24 protein-coding genes, 1 tRNA gene and 1 pseudogene are annotated in these 23,077 nt (G+C 44.1%); 10 read left to right on the top strand and 16 right to left on the bottom strand.

The genetic code is table 11. The features are described from left to right. Positions 1-2: 2 nt before the first annotated feature. Both HEQ19_09040 and HEQ19_30760 read right to left on the bottom strand, forming a co-directional pair. On the bottom strand, positions 3-1,106 hold the full coding sequence (locus HEQ19_09040; GenBank protein ID WYL99651.1) for a thiamine phosphate synthase: 1,104 nt from the start codon (positions 1,104-1,106) through the stop codon (positions 3-5). A 108-nt stretch (positions 1,107-1,214) separates the two neighbouring features. Then, positions 1,215-1,340 carry a hypothetical protein gene (locus tag HEQ19_30760; protein WZI67145.1) on the bottom strand — a complete coding sequence of 42 codons (126 nt, stop codon included), beginning with the start codon at positions 1,338-1,340 and terminating at the stop codon, positions 1,215-1,217. A 187-nt stretch (positions 1,341-1,527) separates the two neighbouring features. On the opposite strand from HEQ19_30760, the gene HEQ19_09045 reads away from it, so the two are divergent. Beyond that, a complete protein-coding gene (locus HEQ19_09045) occupies positions 1,528-3,318 on the top strand; it encodes a DUF1565 domain-containing protein (protein ID WYL99652.1) in 1,791 nt (596 codons plus the stop codon). 758 nt (positions 3,319-4,076) lie between these two features. Continuing rightward, entirely contained in the window at positions 4,077-5,459 is a 1,383-nt protein-coding gene (locus HEQ19_09050) for a DVUA0089 family protein (protein ID WYL99653.1), read from the top strand. Positions 5,460-5,656: 197 nt separating this feature from the next. On the opposite strand, the gene HEQ19_09055 is transcribed toward HEQ19_09050, so the two are convergent. Further along, the gene (locus tag HEQ19_09055; protein WYL99654.1) at positions 5,657-6,418 is read right to left on the bottom strand and encodes a hypothetical protein; all 762 of its coding nucleotides are present in this window, start codon (positions 6,416-6,418) and stop codon (positions 5,657-5,659) included. A gap of 130 nt (positions 6,419-6,548) precedes the next feature. Continuing rightward, positions 6,549-8,639, bottom strand: coding sequence for an S-layer homology domain-containing protein (locus HEQ19_09060; GenBank protein WYL99655.1), 2,091 nt, complete (start codon positions 8,637-8,639; stop codon positions 6,549-6,551). A gap of 85 nt (positions 8,640-8,724) precedes the next feature. On the opposite strand from HEQ19_09060, the gene HEQ19_30765 reads away from it, so the two are divergent. Next, positions 8,725-8,889, top strand: coding sequence for a hypothetical protein (locus HEQ19_30765; protein WZI67146.1), 165 nt, complete (start codon positions 8,725-8,727; stop codon positions 8,887-8,889). On the opposite strand, the gene HEQ19_09065 is transcribed toward HEQ19_30765, so the two are convergent. After that, positions 8,866-9,186, bottom strand: a complete 321-nt coding sequence (locus HEQ19_09065; protein ID WYL99656.2) for a hypothetical protein — start codon at positions 9,184-9,186, stop codon at positions 8,866-8,868. The two genes, HEQ19_30765 and HEQ19_09065, sit on opposite strands and share 24 nt — an antisense overlap. Positions 9,187-9,203: 17 nt before the next feature. Then, positions 9,204-9,404 carry a hypothetical protein gene (locus HEQ19_09070; protein ID WZI67147.1) on the bottom strand — a complete coding sequence of 67 codons (201 nt, stop codon included), beginning with the start codon at positions 9,402-9,404 and terminating at the stop codon, positions 9,204-9,206. Between the two features lie 300 nt (positions 9,405-9,704). Here HEQ19_09070 and HEQ19_09075 point away from each other — a divergent pair, with 300 nt between their 5' ends. After that, positions 9,705-10,175 (top strand): DUF29 domain-containing protein, encoded by a 471-nt coding sequence (locus tag HEQ19_09075; protein WYL99657.1) that lies wholly within the window; start codon positions 9,705-9,707, stop codon positions 10,173-10,175. 23 nt (positions 10,176-10,198) lie between these two features. Here HEQ19_09075 and HEQ19_30770 read toward each other — a convergent pair whose 3' ends face one another. The 3 genes from HEQ19_30770 to HEQ19_09090 all read right to left on the bottom strand — a co-directional run bounded on the left by HEQ19_30770 (position 10,199) and on the right by HEQ19_09090 (position 12,436). Continuing rightward, positions 10,199-10,402, bottom strand: coding sequence for a hypothetical protein (locus tag HEQ19_30770; protein ID WZI67148.1), 204 nt, complete (start codon positions 10,400-10,402; stop codon positions 10,199-10,201). A 119-nt stretch (positions 10,403-10,521) separates the two neighbouring features. Next, a complete protein-coding gene (locus tag HEQ19_09085; protein ID WYL99658.1) occupies positions 10,522-11,883 on the bottom strand; it encodes a DUF3370 domain-containing protein in 1,362 nt (453 codons plus the stop codon). 40 nt (positions 11,884-11,923) lie between these two features. Further along, positions 11,924-12,436, bottom strand: coding sequence for a peptidase C15 (locus tag HEQ19_09090; protein WYL99659.1), 513 nt, complete (start codon positions 12,434-12,436; stop codon positions 11,924-11,926). A gap of 58 nt (positions 12,437-12,494) precedes the next feature. Between HEQ19_09090 and hisH the strand changes: the two genes are divergently transcribed. Continuing rightward, positions 12,495-13,130 carry an imidazole glycerol phosphate synthase subunit HisH gene (gene hisH / locus HEQ19_09095; protein ID WYL99660.1) on the top strand — a complete coding sequence of 212 codons (636 nt, stop codon included), beginning with the start codon at positions 12,495-12,497 and terminating at the stop codon, positions 13,128-13,130. 147 nt (positions 13,131-13,277) lie between these two features. Continuing rightward, a pseudogene (gene rsmD / locus HEQ19_09100) lies at positions 13,278-13,814 on the top strand (16S rRNA (guanine(966)-N(2))-methyltransferase RsmD). A 109-nt stretch (positions 13,815-13,923) separates the two neighbouring features. Here the strand turns inward: rsmD and petG are convergent. Next, complete coding sequence (gene petG / locus HEQ19_30775) at positions 13,924-14,037, bottom strand: cytochrome b6-f complex subunit PetG (GenBank protein WZI67149.1); 114 nt, start codon at positions 14,035-14,037, stop codon at positions 13,924-13,926. Positions 14,038-14,246: 209 nt separating this feature from the next. Between petG and HEQ19_09105 the strand changes: the two genes are divergently transcribed. Next, complete coding sequence (locus HEQ19_09105) at positions 14,247-14,621, top strand: cytochrome c (protein WYL99662.1); 375 nt, start codon at positions 14,247-14,249, stop codon at positions 14,619-14,621. 97 nt (positions 14,622-14,718) lie between these two features. Here the strand turns inward: HEQ19_09105 and HEQ19_09110 are convergent, their stop codons facing one another. The 6 genes from HEQ19_09110 to HEQ19_09135 form a co-directional block, all read right to left on the bottom strand. Next, complete coding sequence (locus HEQ19_09110; GenBank protein ID WYL99663.1) at positions 14,719-16,479, bottom strand: CHAT domain-containing protein; 1,761 nt, start codon at positions 16,477-16,479, stop codon at positions 14,719-14,721. 334 nt (positions 16,480-16,813) lie between these two features. Further along, positions 16,814-18,007, bottom strand: coding sequence for an aminotransferase class V-fold PLP-dependent enzyme (locus HEQ19_09115; protein WYL99664.1), 1,194 nt, complete (start codon positions 18,005-18,007; stop codon positions 16,814-16,816). Between the two features lie 24 nt (positions 18,008-18,031). Then, a tRNA-Asn gene (locus HEQ19_09120) sits at positions 18,032-18,103 on the bottom strand. A 156-nt stretch (positions 18,104-18,259) separates the two neighbouring features. Continuing rightward, positions 18,260-18,811, bottom strand: coding sequence for an NYN domain-containing protein (locus HEQ19_09125; GenBank protein WYL99665.1), 552 nt, complete (start codon positions 18,809-18,811; stop codon positions 18,260-18,262). A gap of 213 nt (positions 18,812-19,024) precedes the next feature. After that, complete coding sequence (locus HEQ19_09130; protein ID WYM03326.1) at positions 19,025-19,702, bottom strand: energy-coupling factor ABC transporter ATP-binding protein; 678 nt, start codon at positions 19,700-19,702, stop codon at positions 19,025-19,027. A gap of 97 nt (positions 19,703-19,799) precedes the next feature. Next, complete coding sequence (locus tag HEQ19_09135; protein WYL99666.1) at positions 19,800-20,075, bottom strand: hypothetical protein; 276 nt, start codon at positions 20,073-20,075, stop codon at positions 19,800-19,802. A gap of 75 nt (positions 20,076-20,150) precedes the next feature. Between HEQ19_09135 and HEQ19_09140 the strand changes: the two genes are divergently transcribed. From HEQ19_09140 to HEQ19_09150, 3 genes are all read left to right on the top strand, one after another. After that, complete coding sequence (locus tag HEQ19_09140) at positions 20,151-20,369, top strand: hypothetical protein (protein WYL98101.1); 219 nt, start codon at positions 20,151-20,153, stop codon at positions 20,367-20,369. Positions 20,370-20,556: 187 nt separating this feature from the next. Beyond that, a complete protein-coding gene (gene psbD / locus HEQ19_09145; protein WYL99667.1) occupies positions 20,557-21,612 on the top strand; it encodes a photosystem II D2 protein (photosystem q(a) protein) in 1,056 nt (351 codons plus the stop codon). Positions 21,613-22,591: 979 nt separating this feature from the next. Next, positions 22,592-22,873 carry a 4a-hydroxytetrahydrobiopterin dehydratase gene (locus tag HEQ19_09150; GenBank protein ID WYL99668.1) on the top strand — a complete coding sequence of 94 codons (282 nt, stop codon included), beginning with the start codon at positions 22,592-22,594 and terminating at the stop codon, positions 22,871-22,873. The last annotated feature ends 204 nt before the right edge of the window (positions 22,874-23,077 follow it).

A 23,077-nucleotide genomic window follows, 5' to 3' on the forward strand; every position in this document is an offset into this window, starting at 1 on the left:
TCCTACGACTCTGGTTCAATGCGATTGAGCTGGGAGAGCAAATATTGTGTTACCAAAGTAGGATGTTCAACTTGCATCAGCGAGCGCACTACCGCTACCCGTTCTGCACCAGCCTCAATCACATCATTGATATTATTCGGATCTATCCCCCCAATCGCAAACCAGGGAATTGGGCAATTTTTCGCCGCATAGCTGACATATTCTAAGCCGGCTGCTGCCTTACCTGCTTTAGTCGGAGTTTCATAAACAGGTCCGACACCAATATAATCGGCTCCATCGGCAATTGCCCCTTGCATTTCTTGCGGATTTGTGGTAGAATGACCTATTATCCGCTGTGAACCAAGTAAATTTCGGGCAACGGCAATGGGCAAATCTTGCTGTCCCAAATGTACCCCATCTGCATCTACTGCTAAAGCCAGATCGACGCGATCGTTAATGATGAAAAGAGCGCCGTAGCTATGGCATAGCTGACGCAGTTTGCTAGCTTGTTCTAGCCGGCAAGTATCATCGTTCGATTTGTCGCGGTACTGGACGAGGGTTAATCCACCTTTAAGAGCAGCTTCGACAGTTGCAAACAAAGTATCTGTGGGGGAGGTGACAAGATATAGCCGCGATCGCCACAGCAGTTGATGACGGTGATAACTCATTAAATTACTTTCTAGGGTATAAACCTGATATCGCATCTGCTTAAAAGCTTTCCCCATATTTGGATTGGTCAGCTTCCCGTATTCTTCCAGCACCCGCAGCGCTTCTTCTACCCGACAAAAGTTAGCTTGCAAAAGCGATTTAATGTTAGCGCGTTTTTCCTCTTGCGGATGAGTTAAATCAGTGCCAAGATCGCCTGGTGTATCTCGCGCCGCTCTAACTTCAGCAGTGTGCCATTGAGCTATTTCTTGCCGCAAGTGCTTACATTGTCCAGCCAACTGGACATTATTCAAGCCAAAGCGACACCATTCCTCGATAATTCGCAAGCCCTCACGAGCGCGGTCTAAATTAGCGTCTAAAATGCGGTAAACAACTTGCTGTATTTGATCTTTTTGGCTGTATGGCTCGACCATTACAACAACCCCATTAGTGCTTTCATCGTAAGAGCCAGCCTCTTTCATAATTGGCAATGTTTTGGGGATTGGGGATTGGGGATTGGGGATTGGGAGTTGGGAGTTGGGAGTTGGGAGTAATGAGTAATGAGTAAGGAGTAATGAGTAATGAGTAAATTAATCTAATCCCCAGTCCCTAGTCCCCAGTCCCCCAGTCCCCAGTCCCCAGTCCCCAGCGATGCACTGAGCTTGCCGAAGTGTCCCCAGTCCCTTAGTTAATAACTTTGGATTGAAATTAGCCAATAGGTCAAGATGTTGAGTAACATTGTTGACATATTAGCGTCTGTGAGCATAACAATTTATTTTTGGTTTGAAGGAGTGGTATAAATTGAGTTACCATTGTGTGTTTCCTAAGTACCGTAAAGCAGGTGTCCTGCCAGGCGAGCTGATTACCAAGTTTGAAAAACCAGATTCTTGCTTGGAATTAGCTATGGTTTCAGTTTCTCGTTCGTCAGTATTGTATTTTACCATTGGTTTGGGGTTGACAAGTATAACATTGCTGGGCACAAACCTGAGTGGGGCTATTGCTCAGATGCCATCTACGGCCAAACCCATGTCCGTGGGTGAAAGAACAATTTCTCAGGTTAATGTACTGTTTGTCAACCCAGGTGTTGGAGATGACAAAAATGGCAATGGTTCTGAAGCCACTCCTTTAAAAACAATTACCCAAGCGTTAAGAGTCGCCAGTGCTAATACTGTAATTAGACTCTCTACAGGCACTTACAGTACTGGAACTGGAGAAATATTTCCGCTGATCCTCAAATCGGGTGTTTCCATTCAAGGAGATGCTAGCACCAAAGGCAAGGGAATTACCATCACAGGCGGTGGTGACTACCTCAGCCGCAGCTTTGGGGGACAAAATGTCGCAATTGTCGGCGCCAACCAAGCACAGTTGACGGGAGTGACGGTGACGAATCCTAGTCCCCGTGGTTATGGCTTGTGGATTGAATTCAGTAATCCAGTAATTTCGGAAAATACATTTACTGGCAGTACTCAGGATGGAATTTCTGTCACTGGTAACGCTGCACCGACTATTACCAAGAATTATTTTATTCGCAATGGTGCCAATGGCATCACAATTGCAGGCAATTCTCAAGCCCAGGTGCGAGAAAATGTCTTTCAACAAACGGGTTTTGGGATTAATATTGCCCAACAGGCAGCGCCTTTTGTTGTCGGCAATCAAATTCAGTACAATAGATCTGGAATTGTGGTGCAAGCTGATGCTCGTCCAATTTTACGGAATAATTTAATTCAGAACAGCAAAGAAGATGGTGTGGTAGTTCTGTCCCAAGCCATACCAGATTTAGGCACCGCTGCTGAACCAGGAGGTAATCAATTTCGCAACAATGGACGCTACGACATTAACGCCAGTGCTGCTAAACAGGTAATTGCTGCCTCTGGTAACACCCTAACTAAAAATCGCATCTCTGGTAAAGTAGATCTGAGGGCGAGTTCAGCATCCATAGCCCAGAACTCCTCACAACAAACAGTAGCCAACGGCGAAATTATATTTTCAGCCCCCGGAGTATCTCAATCTGCCAATACCCTACGAGCGCCATTGCCCAGAAATACCAATTCCCAAAATAACATTCCTACTGGTAGATTGAACAGTCAACTGCAACCATTGCAACCAGCTAATATATCACCACGTCCAGTCTCTAGGCCAAATCCACAACCACCAACTTCTAGAGTTAACGGGTTTCCGATTCCTAGCAGCTTAGGGAATAATCAAGTCTCAAGGGCAAATAAGCCTAATACACCACAGTTCAATTATGTGCGGATTGATCCGAACACTATCGAGTTTACCGCACCCCAAGCATCTACACCTAGGAGTCAACAGCAGTCATTGCCCAGACTAGCAAATCCTTCGGTGGGTGATTCGGCACTTTTGCCCGTTCCCAATTCTAATATTGGGATGGGCAACACTCGCAATCTGCAAAAAGTGCCAGTACCTGAAAGTTATCCCACTGGCCCCTATGGCGGTTCATTGCCCTATGCTGGCGCCCCCCAGATGGGTGTACGTTACCGCGTCATTGTCCAAGTAGTCAATGAACGAGATCCGGATTTAGTGCGATACCTGGTTCCTGGTGCATTTTCCACGGTTTGGCAAGGTCGCAGCGTCATGCAAGCAGGAGTATTTAGCAGTCGCTATAATGCCGATGAAATGCTCAAAGTCCTCAATACTAATGGTTTAAGAGCCATGATTGAGCCTTTGAATTGATTGGAAGTCGGCGGGAAACTCCATCCCCTGGTGTCTTTCGAGGGACAGCCACCCGCCGACTTAGTTAAGCATTGTAATGCTTAACTAAGTCGGCGCGAAAAAACAAAACTATATTACTACATGTAAATATGTCGCAAATGCTTACCAATGACCAATGACCAATGACCAATGACCAATGACGACCAAAGCCAGTACGGTTTATTTGCGCCGACCTACTTATACCCCCATTATGTAATATTCTTTTTTGGTAGTTTTACTTGCTGGGGTTTATGAAAACTTTACAACTTGTGATAGTTATAAATGCGGAATATGCGATATATTTTTTTATAGAGAATTACTCGCGGAACAACGTAAATTTAAGACTAGGTTTTATAGAAGCTATTCTTAATAAACTAGATAACTTAATATACCTGACTTTTCACTGGAGCTTGATAACCTTGCATCCATTGCTCTATCTTGATTTTGAGAGTCTTTGAATTCTCACCATTCTCCAGTAGATAAGAGATCTGGGAGGTCAACTTTTCTGTTGACTTTTCCAGATGACCTGCAAAGTCAGATTACAGCAGTTTTAAGTTTATTGAACCATAGATATTTGTAGGGACAAATTATTGTCCTGCCCGTACCTCTTGGTTTATTTACAGGAAGATGCTGTAATAACCGTGTGTTAAGTTGCGATATAGTTTTTGATGTTCCGTAAGTAGTCTACATAATGCTTTTGCCTTTTCACATGATTCGTTGAAGTTAAAAGGAAAAAAAACATGGCTATTTTTGGTACAACTCAAGACGATCTGCTCAATGGCACCACCAACAACGATCGCATTTTTGGGCTAGCTGGTGACGATGTGATTATCGCCCTATCTGGTGACGACCAAATCTTTGGTGGCGATGGGGCTGACCTGATCGTTGCAGGAGATGGAAACGACAGCATTGATAGCGGGAGCGGCGACGACCAAATCTTTGGTGATGCTGGCAATGACTTTATTAATGGGGGCGATGGGGTTGATGTCATCTTCGGCGGTGACGGTGATGACGGACTCTTCGGTGGTAATGGTGCAGACCGCATCTTCGGTGATGCTGGAGATGATTTTATCGAAGGTAATGCTGGCAATGACAACCTGGTTGGTGGAGATGGGGCAGACACAATTTCTGGTAACGCCGGGAATGATCGGGTCTTTGGTGGTTTTGGAAATGACGACATCTCCGGGGATGCAGGTAACGACCAACTCAACGGAGATGGTGGGGATGATCTTGTCCAGGGTGGAGCTGGCAATGACATAGTATTTGGTGGTACAGGTTTTGGAAATGATACCCTTATTGGTGGAAATGACGCAGACACATTGCTTGGTGGAGCTGGCAATGACTCTCTAGACGGTGGTAATGGGAAGGATCGGCTAACTGGCGTGGAAACTGTTGCCCCAGGATTTGAATTCGTTCTTGACGTTGATACCTTAACTGGCGGCGCTAATAGCGATACCTTCGTCCTGGGAACAAACACTCAGCTTTTCTATGATAATGGCGGAAATAGTGATTACGCCCTCATTACTGATTTCAATATCAACGAGGATGTGATCGAACTACCATTATTTACCCTGTCCAATACTGCAGCTGAAATCGGTGATGCGGGACAATCCATTTTTGACACCCAATTCATTCCTGGGGGTTTGGGTAACTTAACCTCTATCACTGGAGCAATATCTGATCCAAACGATGTTGACATCTTCCAAATCACCGTGGGTAACGGGCAGGCGTTTTCTGCTACTACAGTCGGAGGCGCTGGTTTTGATACGATATTGTTCGTGTTCGACCAGAATGGTGCCCTGATCGATCAAAACGACGACTCCAATGGAACGCTTCAATCGACGCTTTCGACGCTACTAGCTCCCGGTACTTACTTTTTGGGAATCTCTAGCTTCTCTAACTTTGCATCTGGTTCACTACAAGACGGTTTCAATGGTGTTGGTAATGGTTTTGGGGACTACACGATCGCCCTAACTGGGGTTGAGACTACTCCGGCCTTAAGCTTGGGTGCTTCCCCTGTAGGTCTACCATCAGGAACAGGGATATCTTTTAACGGCGACCTAATTGCGATTGCTCAAGGAGTTTCGATTTCCGATTTTAGCAGTGGCTTTGTTTTCGTCTAGAATATCAATTCATTGACACTCCCACCGCTTGAAGGATGGGGGTAACACCCATTCGGCTATGTGAGGACGATTGTCGTTCGGGGCGCAAGACCTTGCGCCCCTACAGATCATTAAACGACGCCAAAAAGCCTGATAATTACGAATATTGACGGCTGACAGCGCCAGTCGAGCGCCTAGGGTCTGCACCATAAGGGCGGTCAATCTTTAGCGTAGGCCTTGGTCGGCACCTGTTCTGCCGATATCGCTTTGAGTTTGGATGTGAATGGCTCAGTGCGATCGCTTTTTTCTGGGGTAAATTGTCCGATGGGGCTATGATTGATAGGGGCTGGAAGTAGCTTGGTCGGTTTATTCGGTATTGGCGAAAGTAGGGAATTGATCTGAAGCGTTTCTTTCGGGTTGAGTCCTGGGAATAAACCAGAGTCGATATCAGGGGTGGCGGGGGCTGTTAAAACGCTAACTGGGGGAGACGCTACTAGATTTTCTGTCTCTGGTTGATTGTGTGGCTTTTCTTCTGCACTCACCAGCTGTAAGGGCATAGTTTTTCTCTGGTTGTGCCCATTGTTGAGTTGAGTTGGTAATGGTTTGGCGGCGGATGTTGATAATTGAGAACCTGTCCTCTCAAAACTGGTGTTTTTCTTGACTGGTGGTAAAACTGGTGTTGAATATGCGGTTAAGCTTTCGGGAAATTTGCTACAAATCATGCGTTCAAATTCCATGTTGAAATGATAACTAATCTGACCCCGCCGCTGCCAAAATAGTAAAATTTGCTGCACTGAAACTGCCTTGTAACGACCTTGATACAGAGCCTCAATTACTGCTAAATGCAGCCAATTCACAGGGTAATGTTGTAGCCAACGGTTAATTAACTCACTGGCGCTGTACCCGCTAAGGTCAAAGCTATAGTGAATTAATAAGGCAGTTGCTAAATCCGGTGAGGTTTCTGGAACTGGTGTGTACATGGGGCTATTAGCTTCAGGCAATAGGTATTAAAGTTTACATCCATCGCATATAGCCGAAGGTGCTTTTAGCTACATTGGTTTTTGCTTAACTGCTTCCTAATTGAGAGGAAGTGTTTTTTATTCTACTTGGTCAATTGCTTCTCTGGGAGACAATATACGGTGAGTTAATTGCGGGTGTTCGTTGAATGGCTACCAATGCTTGATATACCATTGCTGCTACTTCCGCACGTGTCGCTTCTCGAACTGGCACAAGCTGCTTAGTATCTGGATAATTGACAATTATTTTTTGTTGGGTGGCAGTGGCCACGGCGGATCTGGCATAGTCGGGAATAGTATTGCGGTCAGTGTAGGTGAGTAAGGCTTGGCTATCAGCGGTAGGTAGGGCTAGTCCGTTGACTAGGGAAACAATCACTTGTAGCCTTTGCACATTTTGATCGGGGCGGAAGGTGCGATCGCTAAATCCGCCGACAAAGCCGCCGCTAGCGGCAATTTTTATGGCTTTAGCCGCCCAAAAATCCTGGGGTACATCGACAAAATCTGGTGCTGAACGTGTGTTCGCCGGGTTAAAAGCAACTGCGACTAAAGCCGCGTATTGGGCGCGGGTCATCGGTTTATCTGGTTGGTAGCTACCATCAGCAAAACCACTAGTTAAGTCCATACTCACTAATGCACGAATAAATGCCTCTGCCCAGTGTCCCACAAGGTCGGTGAATCCGGGAATATCTACATCAGGATTGACGATGTAGGGTGAGGGAATCGCCTTTTCAACGCCTGTGCCTACTAAGGCCTGATAAATTAATGCTGCTACCTCAGCGCGTGTCATCTCCTTGAGTGGTTCTAGTTGTTCGGTGTCGGGGTAGTTCACCACTAACAGCTTTTGCGTGGCTACGGCTACGGCATTGTTAGCATAACTGGGAATTTGGGCGCGATCGCTGTATACACTTAACACATTTGGATTCCCTCCACTCATTTTCAACCCGTTGACTATCGATACTATCGCCTGAATCTTGGTTAAATTTTGCGCCGGTCGAAATGTTCCATCGGGAAATCCACTGATAAAACCCATATTGGCAGCACTCAAGATGGCTGATGCTGCCCAAAAGTCTGGTTTGACATCTGTAAAATTACTGTTTTTGTTTACCGTAGGTAGCTGAAAAGTTTTGGCAATTATAGCAGCATATTGGGCGCGGGTGATCGGTGCTTCTGGTCCAAATGTGCCATCGGGAAAGCCGCTAATTAAGCCTTTGTTGACCAATGCTTCGACAAAAGCCGCTGCCCAATGCCCACCCAAATCAGCGAAACTAGTGTTAACTGATACTCCACTGGGACTGTCTGCTGTAGCGGCGAGAAATTCTACTGCTCCTTTTACCTGAGTGGGATTTAACTGATTTCCGATAGAAACCAACTGCTGTGATGTGACGTTTTGTAAATCAAAATTGTTATTTCCGTGAAAAATATTATCAGCCGGGTCTTGGCTACTACCTAAATCGGGGATAGCATTACCATTGACCAACAAACCACCTTGGCTATTTTGGGTAATCAGATTATTCCGCAGTACAGGCCGGGCCTCTCGTGAAAGGGCGATCGCTGTCTGGTTTTCTGATAGTTTATTATTAGCGACTAAAGGGGCAGCAAAGTCACTAATAGCTATACCCAAAGCATTTTTTTGAAAAACATTCCGTAGGACTTCCCCTTTACTATTCCGCGCCATTACCAACCCACTGGCAATATTTTGTATAAACACATTATCGAGAATTGCCGGTTTGGCTGTGCCGGTTGTAAATACACCTTCCCGACCGCAATTGATAAAAGTATTATTAATTAACGTCGGTGCTGTGGATTCAATCCAGACACCAGTACCTTTTGGTGTGGCATTACTGACAGTTACACCCCTAAGACTGGCATCACCTAGCAATAGCACCGTGATATTTTGCCCACCAAAGCTGGGACTTTGATACGCGCCATTCCCTAAAATCACAATCCCCGCACCTTTATTGGCTTCGTTACCTACCACCATCACCCCCACCGGGATAACCAGTGGAAAAACCTCACCACTAGCGGTGTTATAAGTTCCATATCCTAGCTGAATAATTGTCGGTTTTGTAGTGGCTTTTAAGGCACGGGTGAGGCTTTTAAAGGGACTCAACCGTGAACCAGCATTAGCATCATTTCCTGTCACGGAGTTAACATAGAGCGTGGCAACGAGGGTAGAGTTTACCATTGGTCGTTGAAAGTTAATAGTTTAAATTATCACAGGCATAAATAATAACTCTAGTTGGAACCACTCAACAATGACATCAAAGGGAATGGGGACACTTCGGCAAGCTCAGTGCATCGTTGGGGACACTTCGACAAGCTCAGTGCATCGTTGGGGACACTTCGGCAAGCTCAGTGCATCGTTGGGGACACTTCGGCAAGCTCAGTGCATCGCTGGGGATTGGGGAGTTTTACCAATGACAAATGACCAATGACAAATGACAAATGACCAATGACAAATGACCAATGACAAATGACAAATGACAAATGACAAATGACCAATGACCAATGACAAATGACCAATGACCAATGACAAATGACAAATGACCAATGACCAATGACAAATGACCAATGACCAATGACAAATGACCAATGACCAATGACCAATGACCAATGACCAATGACAAATGACCAATGACAAATGACCAATGACCAATGACCAATGACCAATGACAAATGACAAATGACCAATGACAAATGACCAATGACCAATGACAAATGACCAATGACAAAAGTTTGATGTTTTTGACTAACTCTCGTACAAAGTACCATCTTTGTGAGTAAAAATGAGCTGTCCATTAGCACCAGATTTGGCAATCAAATCATTATCTGGATAATAAGCTTCATCATCAGCGGTTCTATCCCCTATTTCTAAATAAGTTACCACTGCATCTGAGTGATTCGCAAGCTGATGTCCATCAGCCTCACCAGCGGGAAAACCTACCATCATTCCAGGTGTGAGAATTTGCTCTCCTGCATTGGTAATTAGGGTAGCTTGGTTTTTGCGTACTTAGCGTGCTTAATTATCAATTAAAGTCTATAAATTTGCTTTAAAAGTAAGGCTTACAGGCGTTCATAATTTAATTTCTAGCAATATGATATAAAATACAGAAAATAATGGCTATTATCTTAGCTCTGCAAGGGTTTCAATCTGATTATTTAATAAATTCAGCACGCTAAGTACGGAAGAGCCGCATTTGTTAGCTTTTTTGGATCGGAAACATTGGATAACTGGGAGTTAATCTGAAGAATGTCTAGCAACCTATATGATCGCGATTTACAACTCTGGATTGAGCAAACGATTGGACAATTGAAAAACCGTGAATTTGAGTCACTCGATATTGAGCATCTGATTGAGGAGTTGGTTGACTTGGGTAGGTCGGAAAAGAATACTTTCAGAAGTAATCTCAAAATCTTGTTGGTGCATTTACTCAAGTTGCAGGTTCAGCATGATGTCCCCGATACAATGAAAGCGAGTTGGTACAGTTCTGTGGTGGAACATCGTCTGCGCGTTCTTGACAATTTGACAGATACACCTTCGCTCAAAAGCTTCTTGAGTGAAGCCTTGGAAAAAGCTTATCCTGATGCTCGCAAGGTGGCGATTAAGGAGGGGAAATTGGCTAAATTTGGGGTTCGTATGCCGAATGAAAGTGAGTATCCCATGATTTGTCCTTTTGCGATTGAGCAGATTTTAGATGAGGATTTCTACGGGCTATTGTAGGCGCAACGCTTGCGTCCGATGGGCTATTGGGGCGCAAGGCGTTGCATCCGATGGGCTATTATAGAATGCGATCGCCACCCCAGAGCGATTGCACTAGTTTCTCTGTTAATTCTGCACCAAACATCAAAAAGAATTGTTCGCTCTAATTCAGTGGTATCGCCATCATGGTTATCAAGCCGATGTTCAGCACCTGCGAGAAGTAGAGTTTCCCGGACTGTTGACCACATTTGGGGACTTTTTAGACCAAAGCAACTGGGCCAATGGCGAACTTACCTATGAAAGTTTGTGAAGGATAATTAACCGCCCTTCGTATCTTTGGGCGGGCAAGATGCCCCGCCCATTCCCATTACTCACCCTTAGTTGACACCGTTAATACCTGCGGTGGTGTCGCATCTGGGGGATAGAGAAAATCTACTTGTACGAAGGAGCGATCGCCTGGTTTCATATTTAATAAAATCAACGGTTCCCCTGGTTGACCCCGCTTTTGTACTAAGTGTACATACTGTGTTTGCGGTTGTCCTTGGTCATTTTTATAGCGTACCCTGACTGTTCCCCGAAAGAAGACTTGACGGGCTGGTGTAGTAAAAAACCTCAGCCCCGGTTTGACCAATTGATCTTCTTTCAATGGTGTCTGCAATGTTACACTAACACTTTGAGGATTTTGACTATTGTTGTATAACGGCAACGTCAGACTGTATTGAATTGCATAGTTGCCATGAGCGAAATATGCAGTATCAGGATAGCGCACCAGCATCTTTGCACTCTGAATTTGACTAGTTCCCAGGGTTCCACCATGCAGAGTGCTGATACCGTAAGAAAAAGCTTGACCAGGTTCGGGAATTGTCAGATACTTAGCTTGAGCATTATCTATTATTAAAGCTCTCCATTGGGAACCTTGAGCTACTCCAGCGACGCGACCATAAATCCTCCGTTTACCGTTGTCTTCTGGGGGCGTAGGAGTTTTATCTCGTGGTCTTGCCACATCACTATTATCTAGTAAACCTTGCCATTCTTCTAAAGTCGGGGCACGTTCACTACCATCAGGATTTGCCTTGGCAAACATCGCCAAACTAGCTGCATATATAGTACCATTACTTCGCAATCGCATCAAGGTAGAGCGACCATTTAGCGGTGGTGTCAGTTCCTTTACGGGAATTGGTAGATTAAATAACATTTGACTTTGCCCTGGGGGAATGATAATTTGGGCAGGAAAAATTTCTTGTCGGCGTCCCCGCAACACATCATTGACGGCGCGATCGCCAGGACCTGCAAAAAATGTCCCCAAAATATTTGCACTAATCGATGGTAACTCCATAAACGGTGCATCCGGTTGACTTAAATAAGTCGCCGCCTGCAAAATATTCACCGTCACAGTTTCGGAGGTAGGATTATGTAAAATCATCCCCAGATAAAGCGATCGCAAATCAGTAGGTGGTTCCGCCTTAGCTACGTGGTGAACAAAAACATCAAATCGACCACTAAAAGGAAAATTCAGGTGCGCCGTTGGTACTTTTTTGCCCTCAGATGGAAAGGTAGAAAGTAAAATTCCCTCTTGCAAAACTAATTCTGGACTATTGCTATTAAACACTGGGATTGTATCCAATTTCCCTGGTAAAGGGCGCACTACTTGTGGTAGTACGACTTCTTCCGGCGGTGGTGTAGGCACAGTTGCTTGGGCGAGGGTCAAATTTAGTAATAATGGCAACATAAAACTGGCTATTCTGTTCAGGATACAGACGCCAACAAATTTATGGAAGTGCCAGTTTGTAAATAATTAATAAGAAATCTGCTAAAATTCCTCCCACATTTTCTGGATTCAACACTGGAACATGGACAAAGATGCAAGGGATCGCCAATTCCGATTGGCGCAAATAGTCCAACACCGAATAATAAAGGCCTTCGCAGACGAATTTCCCGCAGTCATAGCTCACCTCAATCGCCACAGCACCCAAGACTAACTGCTCAACATCAACCCCTGTGTGCAAAATACTTTCTCCACAGATAGCAGTAACCTCCACACTTAATTGCGTCCGCTTGCTTGCCATGCCACAACATATAATGTAGTCCGGCTGGAGTTCCTTGATTTTTGCAATTACACAGTCACTGGCTAGCTGCACATCAACAGGTAAGCGGCGCAAAAAAGTTAAATCATCAGGGAGCGAGTCAAGTTTTGCAACTTCTAGTAATAAATCATCAGAGGAATTTGACTGTTGCTCGCTTAACCAAGTTTGAAAAGAAGTTAATAGAATTCTTTTCTTCATAAGAAATATTATTTAGAATAGAAACAGCCTCCATAATAAATTTACAAGGAGTGGGTCAATGCCAGTTATTGCAATCGTAGACTACGAGATGGGAAATTTGCATTCAGTCTGCAAAGGCTTGGAAAAAGCTGGAGCTACTCCAAAGATTACACATTCTGCCAAAGAATTAGAACAGGCAGATGCGGTAGTCTTACCTGGAGTAGGAGCATTTGATCCAGCAGTGCAACACCTACGGGCGCGAGGTTTAGAGCAACCAATTAAAGATACGATCGCATCTGGTAAACCCTTCTTAGGTATTTGCTTAGGGTTGCAAATTCTGTTTGAATCAAGTGCAGAAGGTATCCAACCAGGACTCGGAATTATTCGCGGAAAAGTGCGACGGTTTCGACCCGAACCAGGAATCACCATCCCCCACATGGGATGGAATCAGCTGGAAATAACTCAACCCAAAAGTATCTTATGGGAACATTTACCCGCTCAACCTTGGGTATATTTTGTCCATTCCTACTATGTTGACCCCATAGACCCCCAAATCCGCGCCGCCACAGTCACCCACGGAAATCAAACAGTCACAGCTGCGATCGCCTACGAAAATCTCACGGCAGTCCAATTCCACCCCGAAAAATCCTCTAATATAGGATTGCAAATCTTGTCTAATTTTGTTTCCCAAGTCCGCGAAAAAGTTGCCGCATAATACAATTTTGTCAATTGTCCTTTGTCCTTTGTCAGTTGTCAGTTGTCCTTTGTCAGTTGTCCTTTGTCAGTTATCAAATGACCAATGACCCTTGACCAATGACCCTTGACCAATGACCAATGACCCTTGACCCTTGACCAATAACCCATGACCATTAGAATTTACGGAAATCGGCAGCTAAAAACTTTACCAGGGAAAGCAACCAGACCTACTAGTGGGAGGGTACGCGAAGCAGTCTTTAATATTTGGCAAGGAACAATTGCAGGTTGTCGCTGGTTAGATCTATGCGCTGGTAGCGGTTCAATGGGTGCAGAAGCTTTGTGTAGAGGCGCCAGCGTCGTAGTCGGAATTGAACAATCAAGCCGAGCCACTGCCATTATTCAACAAAATTGGCAGCAGATAGCTAATGCCGAACAAGAATGGCAAGTATTACGTGGAAATGTTATCCAGCAGTTAAAAAACTTATCAGGGAAGCAATTTGAGCGAATTTACTTTGATCCACCCTACGCCAGTGGATTGTATCAGCCAGTTTTAGAAGCGATCGCTCAATATCAGCTATTAGATCCTAGCGGCGAAATAGCCGTTGAACACAGTACCCAAGATTGGACCCCTCCACAAATTCCCTCTTGGGAAATTTGTCGTCACAAAATTTATGGAAACACATCGGTAACTTTCTACAGAACTGGGGATTGGGGACTGGGGACACTTCGGCAAGCTCAGTGCATCGCTGGGGACTGGGGAGAGAGCGAGAGAACAATAACTCCTCACTCCCAACTCCCAACTCCTAACTCCCTCAACCGCCTAGCTCATTGGGGCGCTTATATTGCTTATAAGCAGCATAAAACAAACCAGCAAGGGTAACGACAATCAGACCAAGGACAATACCTGAGAGTAAGGGTTCAACCACTGTAAATCTCCTCTTTGTAATTCTTTAATATTGCTTTACCGCTTTTGATTTTACCAAATTGGGGATGAATCCCGCGCCCTACAATGTTTTTTACGGGGAGTAGTCATGATAAAATAGTTGTCTGTTCTTACACAGAAAGTCAAGAACTTTTAAGCTATGTGTAGGAATTGAAACCTTCTTAGCACACCCCGACCTTAACAGCAACCCTTTTGGATAACCAGATTACCAAACCTGAAAATCTGATTCAGCGGCTCGCCTTGTTGACTCTGGCGATACTGTTAGCAGTCCCTTTGGGCATTTTTGGTGTTCAGATGGTTCAAGCCTCCGATCCTTACGTCAAGAATGTTTTATCCCTGACAGGAAACTCAATTCAAGGACATGCTATCTTTGAAATTAATTGTGCTGGTTGTCATGGCACTCTAGCAGATGGGCGAGTAGGTCCGAGTTTACAAGCCGTCTCCAAGCGCAAGTCCGAGTATGGACTCATTCGCCAAGTTATTAGTGGCGAAACGCCGCCAATGCCAAAATTTCAGCCTAGCGCCCAAGAAATGGCTGACCTTTTGAGCTATTTAGAGTCATTGTAAATAGTCATCCTCAACTGCCTACACCAGGATACATCAAAAACTCCACCCGCAAGGGGATGGATAAACCGCCGACTTCCAATAAACTGACTGTCTACAGCTAAATCCAATTACCTACAAGAATGAACCCAGCCCAGTAAGCAGGGTGGGTATATACTCCTCCAGAGGAAATTAGTGTTTGCTGCGCTACAGCTAAAGCCTGGGCTTTACTCACTCCAGGAAGGCGCCAAAGTTCGTAAAATTTACTTACTAATTTAACGGTAGAAGCATCATTAATTGACCACAGAGAAGCCAAGGCGCTTCTCACTCCCGCTTGAACTGCGACTCCAGCCAGTCCCAGGTCATCGCCAATCGCAGTTTCACAAGCAGTAAGTGTCAGTAAATCTATTGTTGGGGCACCTTGAGGTATACTACTAATCATGCTATATAATTGACTCATAGTCAGCTTGTCATTATCACCTGTTACCAAGAAACTATCTTCGGCAATGTTGCCAAACTCACCATGAGTCGCAATATGAATAACCGAGTAAACAGTCTGGCTGAGTTCATTTTGCAACCTATCGTGCGTAAAATTCTCATCCAATAACTGCTTGCTATTCGGAATTTGCCTCTGAACTTGATATATTTCGGTAGCTACGTTAGTCAAAGCCGGATACCTGCGACTATCAACTATAGCCTCTTTGGTTAACCCCACAGCTAGGACTCGTAGATTTTTCGGGTGTACTGTTTGAGGACTGCTCATGCTAAGATTAGGAGTCATGGTAATAGCATACTTTTCCACCAGGAATTTCTCTCCGTCATGCAGCGCCGCCATTGGTACACTACGGAGGATTCCATCTTGGATGAAAACCAGAGTTTTGATCTGCAATAATTCTAAGTCCTTAACAAAAGGAAGAATAATCCAGTCATATAGCTTCTGTGCTTGTTTGGGGCTATAAATAATATCACCATAATTCTCTAGTCCTTGACGAAACCCATTGATTGCTTGTTGCAGATTTTTGCTATCAATGTTTATCCAAGTAAACTTCTTTTGACCATTAGGAAACCTAACTATAATTGCAGTATGGTCTGCCAAAATTATGGAATTAATTACAGCAGTATCTGTACCCAGACTAACCAAATCTAGATGATTTTGATGCATTTTCGTTAACGATGCTGTGTTAACAAAATTATTTCGCATTTCCGCCAAATGTAGAGCATCAATATTCGCCAGGGTTGAACTAAGACTAATATTGTGATTATTTGAATTACTTTGACCGATACCAGGTTTTAATAAACTTAATTTTATGTCGATTAACTGGCGGTATATAATCTCCAGGTTTTCCATCCAATCCAACTGTAAATTTATATTTACAAAATTTCCCCGTTGATTTTCTAAATTTTCCGACGCTAGCTCATAATATTTTATCGCCTTAAATATCTGATTTTTGGCTTTAAAAATCCGCCCAGCTTGCCATTGCCATAAATATAAACTATCTTTCGCGCTCACATCTAGTTCAGCAGCTAATTGAGCTTTTTGAGTTAAGTACAAAGCTAGCTGATAATCCAGCCGACACTCATAAATATGACCCAGATTTCCCCAAGCAAAAGATAAGGCGCGATAATCACGTAACCGCCTAGCAATTGAAACTGCTTGATTGAGTAAATCTAACGCTTTTGACTCTCCTTGCGGTTGCGGACATTTAACTAAGGGCGAAATTGCATCCACAGGGCGAGATTTTACAAAATTAGCTAATTCTATTGGTGTATAGACTTTAGAGGATGAATCTGGTAACTTTGCTAGTAGAAATAAAGCAAGGCTGCAGAGAAATATTAGTCCTAACCAACTACCAAAAATAGGTTTATGGTTTCTACTGTGCATAAGAACGCCTTAGTTAGGAATTGTCACGAAGTTTTGGGAAAACAATATCCTAATCCTATATAGGACTAATATTTGATTTGGGAAATATACGTAGGTAGGGCTATGCCTTACACATCAACGTTTTGCTTGGCATTGCCTAGCCTACAGGTACTAAGATTTTTTCATAAATCAAATATGATTACTATAATTCAATACAGTTCAGTTAGGCTCGAATGATATGCACTGTAGGGGCACGGCATCCAAAATTTTTTCTTCTAATGACAATTTTATTCGTGCCGTGCCCCTACGACAATTTTCCTTAACTGAACTGTATTGTACTATAATTGTATTTGGATTATATTTCCATCAGCGCCTTTGCCAAATATTCATACTGTGATAGCGTATTATAAATCTGTGTTGATATGCGTATCAGTAGCCGGGGTTGTTCTGTCCACGGCATCACCTGTACTTGAATTGCGAACCGATCAAACAAGTCATCGTGTACAGCCATAAAATGTCGATTGTCCCAAGTTGTGGGCATTGGCACAACAGCCATTGTCCCAATCATCTCCTTTGGACTTGGCGGTAATACTCCCAATTGTTCACAAAGTAGCTGTCTGGCTTCCAAAACTAACTGATGATTTCGCAGCATTAACTCAGGCCAACCACCAGGTAGTAATGAACCCATAAAGGCGATCGCCTCTGGTACGCACATAAATGCTGTCGGATCGTCTGTACCAGTCCAGTCAAATTCTAACTGAAAGCGTGTTTTATCAGATCTTGGTGAATTTGCACCGTGACTAATTGTCAGGGGACGAATTTCTGATTGCTTATCTGGCTGTACGTACAAAAATGCTGCTCCTTTCGGCGCACACAGCCATTTATGACAATTACCGGTGTAATAAGTCGCTCCAATTTCTCGCAAGTTGAGCGGAATCATTCCCGGAGCGTGGGCACCATCAACCAGTATATCTACGCCCCGCACTTGCAACTCCTTGACCAACTGCTCAATGGGGAAAATTAACCCTGTTTGGCTGGTAATATGGTCTAATAGTGCTAATTTAGTTCTTGGAGAAACTCCCTCAATCACCGCTTTCACTACTTCCTGTGGCGAGTTAATCGGGAAAGGAATTTTTACCACTACTACCCGCGCACCAGTGCGACTGGAAATAAAATCTAGTGCATTTCGGCAAGCATTATACTCGTGGCTAGTCGTGAGAATTTCGTCATCTGGCGAAAAGCGCAGAGAACGCAAAACTGAATTTACCCCAGTTGTGGCATTGGGAACAAACACCAAATCCTCGACATTAGCACCAACAAACGCTGCTAATTTGCTCCTGGCATTGTCTAGCAGCGGTTCCCACTCCCTGCCAAAAAAGCGTAAGGGTTCTTGCTCTAGCTGCGATCGCAGGCGCTCTTGTGCTGCCAAAACTATTTTAGGACAAGCACCATAAGACCCATGATTGAGAAATATCACAGATGGGTCAAGTCCCCATAATTTGTGATAGTCTGAAGTCTGAGGTTTGAAATCCGCACCTTCATTCTTCATCCTTCACCCTTCATCCTTTTTCAACTCCCCAGGCCGGATTCGAACCAGCGACCAATCGATTAACAGTCGATCGCTCTACCACTGAGCTACTGAGGAACGCTTACGATTTATCATCTTAAAGTAAAAGATAGGATTTGGCAAGTGGTTTCCCAAATATTTTTTTGTGGCTACTTTACTCAAAAATTTGTCCAGTCAAAATTACTCTCAAGCCTCAGCAGAGAGTTTCCATTTTTTTGTTTTTGATGCTAATATCTATGAGGAACCCATTCGCAGTTCAGCCAGACGCTGGCGAGACTTGGCATCGATGGAATTAGCTAGAAATCTACTTTTAGATTGTTTGCGTGTTTGATACTTCTGTCGCATCCGACAAACCGTCGTTTCTACTTCCCCACATAGCTGTTGTGCTGACAACCATTCAGCCCCGTAACCCTGCACCATCAGTTGCTGTGCGCGATCTGATGTGGCAACAATTACACGCGGCATTCGAGATTGTGCTATTTGGTAGCGCCAAGAAGCACAGGCTTTCTCAATATATGTGTCTGCCGTTTGTCCAAAGTCAGTGTAATAAACTGATAAAAATTCTGTAATAATTTCTTTATTGCTAGCGGCGTTATGATATTGGGCATCAAAAACTATTTGCGTCTCATAACCTTGAAACGCAGTGTAATTAGTCATCGCTTCCACAAGTTCGCCGCGTGCTGCCTCGAGTCCTGAATTATCACGGGTTTTTTTCAGGCAAGGCCAAGCGCCAATTATATTGTAGCCGTCTACGAGCAGAACGGCTTGGAGTAAGGGACGGGACATGGTTTTTAATCACAATTATCTAGAGTTAACAAAATTCATTCATAACTCTATATAGTAATTGAAGCATTGCTTGTAACACTATGTTACATATTGCCAAAATGCCAGAGAATCACAAAATATGCCTTGGGGGAGATGTATCGAGCGAAAACGCGCCTGTTTAAGGCGCGTTGGAATTCTGGGTCATCGGTCATTGGTAATTGGTAACTAGACCTATTAAGACGCTTGTTTATCGACTTCCATCAGACGTTGTTTGAGGCGCTGGGCTTCACCTTGATCGACCAGAGAGCCTTTTTCTAGCAAAAAAGCACCGTCACAGTAATTTAACTCATCTAAGCGATGAGTCACCCACAGGGCTGTAATCCCCCGGCTTTTGACAAGGCGGCGGACACCAGCCACTAAATCCAATTGACTATCTGGATCGAGTAAGGCAGTTGGCTCATCTAATAGTAAAACTTCACAACGACGAGCGATCGCACCGGCGATCGCAACGCGCTGTTTTTGTCCCCCACTCAAAGCATAAATAGGGCGTCGTTGCAAAGCCTCTAAATTCACTGCGCCTAAAGCCTCTTCTACCCTCGCTCTGACAGCAGCAATTGGCAATTTTTCTTCCACTAACCCAAAAGCCACATCAGCACCAACAGTTGGCATTACCAGTTGATGATCAGGATTCTGGAAGACAAAGCCAACAGGATGCAAAACCCCAATTTCGCCAGATTCAGGAGCTAATAGCCCAGCCAGCAGTCTGAGTAAAGTTGATTTACCACTGCCATTTGTCCCCAAAAGCATCCAAAATTCACCCCTAGGTACTTCTAGAGAGCAAGATTTGATGGCTTTCTCTCCATTAGGCCAACTAAACTGTAAATCTTTGACCGCAATCCCCACATCCGCCATTTCGACACCTTCGTTAGCAAACTGCAAAACATCAACTGTTAACTGTCAACCGTCAAAAGTCAACCGTCAACAGTTGCGTTTTTTATTTGAAAGTCCCTTACTCAGCCACTGTTAGGCTGACAAAACCAGGTGGTCTACCACTACTAGTACTGACACCATCTTTCTCAATAATCTGCACTCCAGAAATTTCACTAGCACGAACGGCAATTTTTTTCTCGGTTTTGCCCTCGCACTTGAGTTCCACTACCTCAGGATTACCAGAGCGTATCGCTGCCAAAATTAGCTGATAGACAGCCTCAGCATCCTCTGCTGACTTACGTTGTACGGATATGGGGAAAGCAGTGTTTCTGATGCTTAAGTCAATAGTAAACATTTAGCACTAATCACATTTAACTGTAGCACTCATTCTAACGTTAGCGATGGGGACTGGGGGATTGGGGACTGGGGATTGGGGATTGGGGATTGGGGATTGGGGATTGGGGATTGGGGATTGGGGATTGGGGATTGGATTAATTTACTCATTACTCATTACTCATTACTCATTACTCCTTACTCCTTACTCCTTACTCCTTACTCCTTACTCCTTACTCCTTACTCCTTACTATTGGGGATTCGGGACTGGGGATTGGGAGGGGGAGAAAAATCCCTCATGCCCTTGAGTATATAAATATTAAATTTTATTAAAAAAACTATAGAAAAATTAGCAATTTGGACGTACTATGATTAAAGTCGGTAAAAAATTGTAAACTAGATTGACAACCTAGTTCACTTTCTGTTTATGGAGAGCTAAATAATAGCAGTCTATAATACAGAGGGTAAAACCTGTACTTATAAACATTTGGAGATTTGCTGTAATGACCATCGCAGTTGGACGCGCCCCCAATAGAGGGTGGTTTGACGTTCTTGACGACTGGTTGAAGCGCGATCGCTTCGTATTCGTAGGTTGGTCAGGGATATTATTATTCCCCTGCGCCTACCTAGCACTAGGCGGTTGGCTCACCGGTACAACCTTCGTCACCTCTTGGTACACCCACGGTTTAGCCTCCTCCTACTTAGAAGGCTGTAACTTTATTACCGTTGCCGTATCAACTCCCGCAGACAGTTTGGGACATTCCCTATTGCTGTTGTGGGGACCTGAAGCTCAAGGAGACTTGACTCGCTGGTTCCAGTTGGGCGGATTATGGCCATTTGTTGCCCTCCACGGAGCTTTTGGTTTAATTGGCTTCATGTTGCGCCAATTTGAAATTGCCCGGCTAGTAGGTATCCGTCCTTACAACGCCTTGGCTTTTTCAGCCCCCATCGCGGTATTCGTCAGCGTCTTCTTAATGTACCCCTTGGGACAATCCAGCTGGTTCTTTGCACCCAGCTTTGGTGTAGCGGGAATTTTCCGTTTCATCTTGTTTGTCCAAGGTTTCCATAACTTCACCCTCAACCCCTTCCACATGATGGGTGTAGCAGGTGTGTTAGGTGGTGCTTTGTTGTGCGCGATTCACGGTGCAACCGTAGAAAACACCCTGTTTGAAGATGGCGAATCTTCAAACACTTTCCGAGGCTTCAATCCTACCCAAGCCGAAGAAACCTACTCAATGGTGACTGCAAACCGTTTCTGGTCACAGATTTTCGGGATTGCATTCTCTAACAAACGCTGGTTACACTTCTTTATGTTGTTTGTACCAGTCACAGGCTTGTGGATGGCTGCAGTCGGGATTGTCGGCTTGGCATTGAACCTACGGGCTTATGACTTCGTGTCCCAAGAATTGCGGGCAGCAGAAGACCCGGAATTTGAAACATTCTATACCAAGAACATTTTGCTGAATGAGGGTATCCGTGCTTGGATGGCACCTCAAGATCAGCCCCACGAACAATTTGTATTCCCTGAAGAAGTACTACCTCGCGGTAATGCTCTCTAATTAAACATGATGAATGATGTATATAAGCATCATTCATCATTCAAAATTAATGATACATAACCCACAATCGTCCTCACATGGGCGATAAATCTGTAGGGGCGCAAGGCTTTGCGCCCCTACAATCGTCTCACATGGGCGATAAAATTAAGAACCGACAATCGTCCTCACATGGGCGATAAATCTGTAGGGGCGCAAGGCCTTGCGCCCCTACAATCGTCTCACATGGGCGATAAAATTAAGAACCGACAATCGTCCTCACATGGGCGATAAATCTGTAGGGGCGCAAGGCCTTGCGCCCCTACAATCGTCTCACATGGGCGATAAAATCGGTCTCCCTGTTCGCGACTCTGTATCCTTTAGTTAAATTTATAAATTTATAAATTTATAAATTTATTTATGTGCTATATTCATTTAAGGTGAATAACCCAGAGCAAAATGCTCTGCCTTTTTGAAACTAAGTCCACTTAGGCAATAAGGAGGTGATGCCCATGATAGAAAGTAGTAAACGCATGGGTCGTCAGGTTGTAGTTAGCCGGCTGTGTGCCGGGGCTGTTCTCTAAAAGTTAGCCTTAGTCATCTTGAGATGCTAAGTTAGCTCAAGTATCTAGGCAAGCTCGGAGTTCCTTCCGGCAGTCTGGTTACAACCTGAAGACCCAACTAGACCGCCCTGACTTAGATCAACTGATCTAAATCAGGGCGGATAGTTATTTATGAGGAATTTTTGATTGATCAATGGTGACTGTGGGCAACTGAGATGGCGATCGCGTTAAAGTTTTTTTAGAGATAATTGTAGACAACGGAACTAGTAGTCTGTCAATTTTGTTTTGAGGGATTTTTGGTAGTGTGAGCGTCTCGCTCACGCGGGCAAGATGCCCGCACTACAGTCCATCATTTTTATGTTGACAGAGTACTAGGGAACAAGACTCAACACCCAACAGTCAAGAATCAAAAGTCAACTATCGCAATAGGATTTTTGAATATGGTGCAGCTACTAACGGAGGCGGAAATTCAAGAACGGGCGAAAAGTCTGTCAGATTGGACTGTTGACGGTTCTGCAATTACTATTACACGCACCTTTAAGGATTTTATCCAGGCTATTGAGTTTGTGAATAAACTTGTAGAACCAGCGGAATTAGCAGGACATCATCCAGACATTGAAATTTCTTACAACAAAGTTAAAATTACATTGACAACCCATGATGCAGGTGGTTTGACCAAGAATGACTTTGATGTAGCAGCAACTATTTCCCAAATACATTAGTCATCATCAAATAGGACTAAGAGTATTATTTTATTCAAATATAGCGACCAGGTTTGATTTTGGAAAAAATCTCAGTAAGTATATGTAGGCATTGCCCATCTTCCGTATTTTTTCAAAAATCAAATAGGAATCCTATATAACTAAATATATGTGTGACAGTTAATAAACTGCTCAGTCACATAAAATGTTGCCAAATGTCTGATA

This window comes from Gloeotrichia echinulata CP02 (assembly GCA_038087035.1).
In the GTDB taxonomy this organism is placed as follows: Bacteria; Cyanobacteriota; Cyanobacteriia; order Cyanobacteriales; family Nostocaceae; genus Gloeotrichia; species Gloeotrichia echinulata.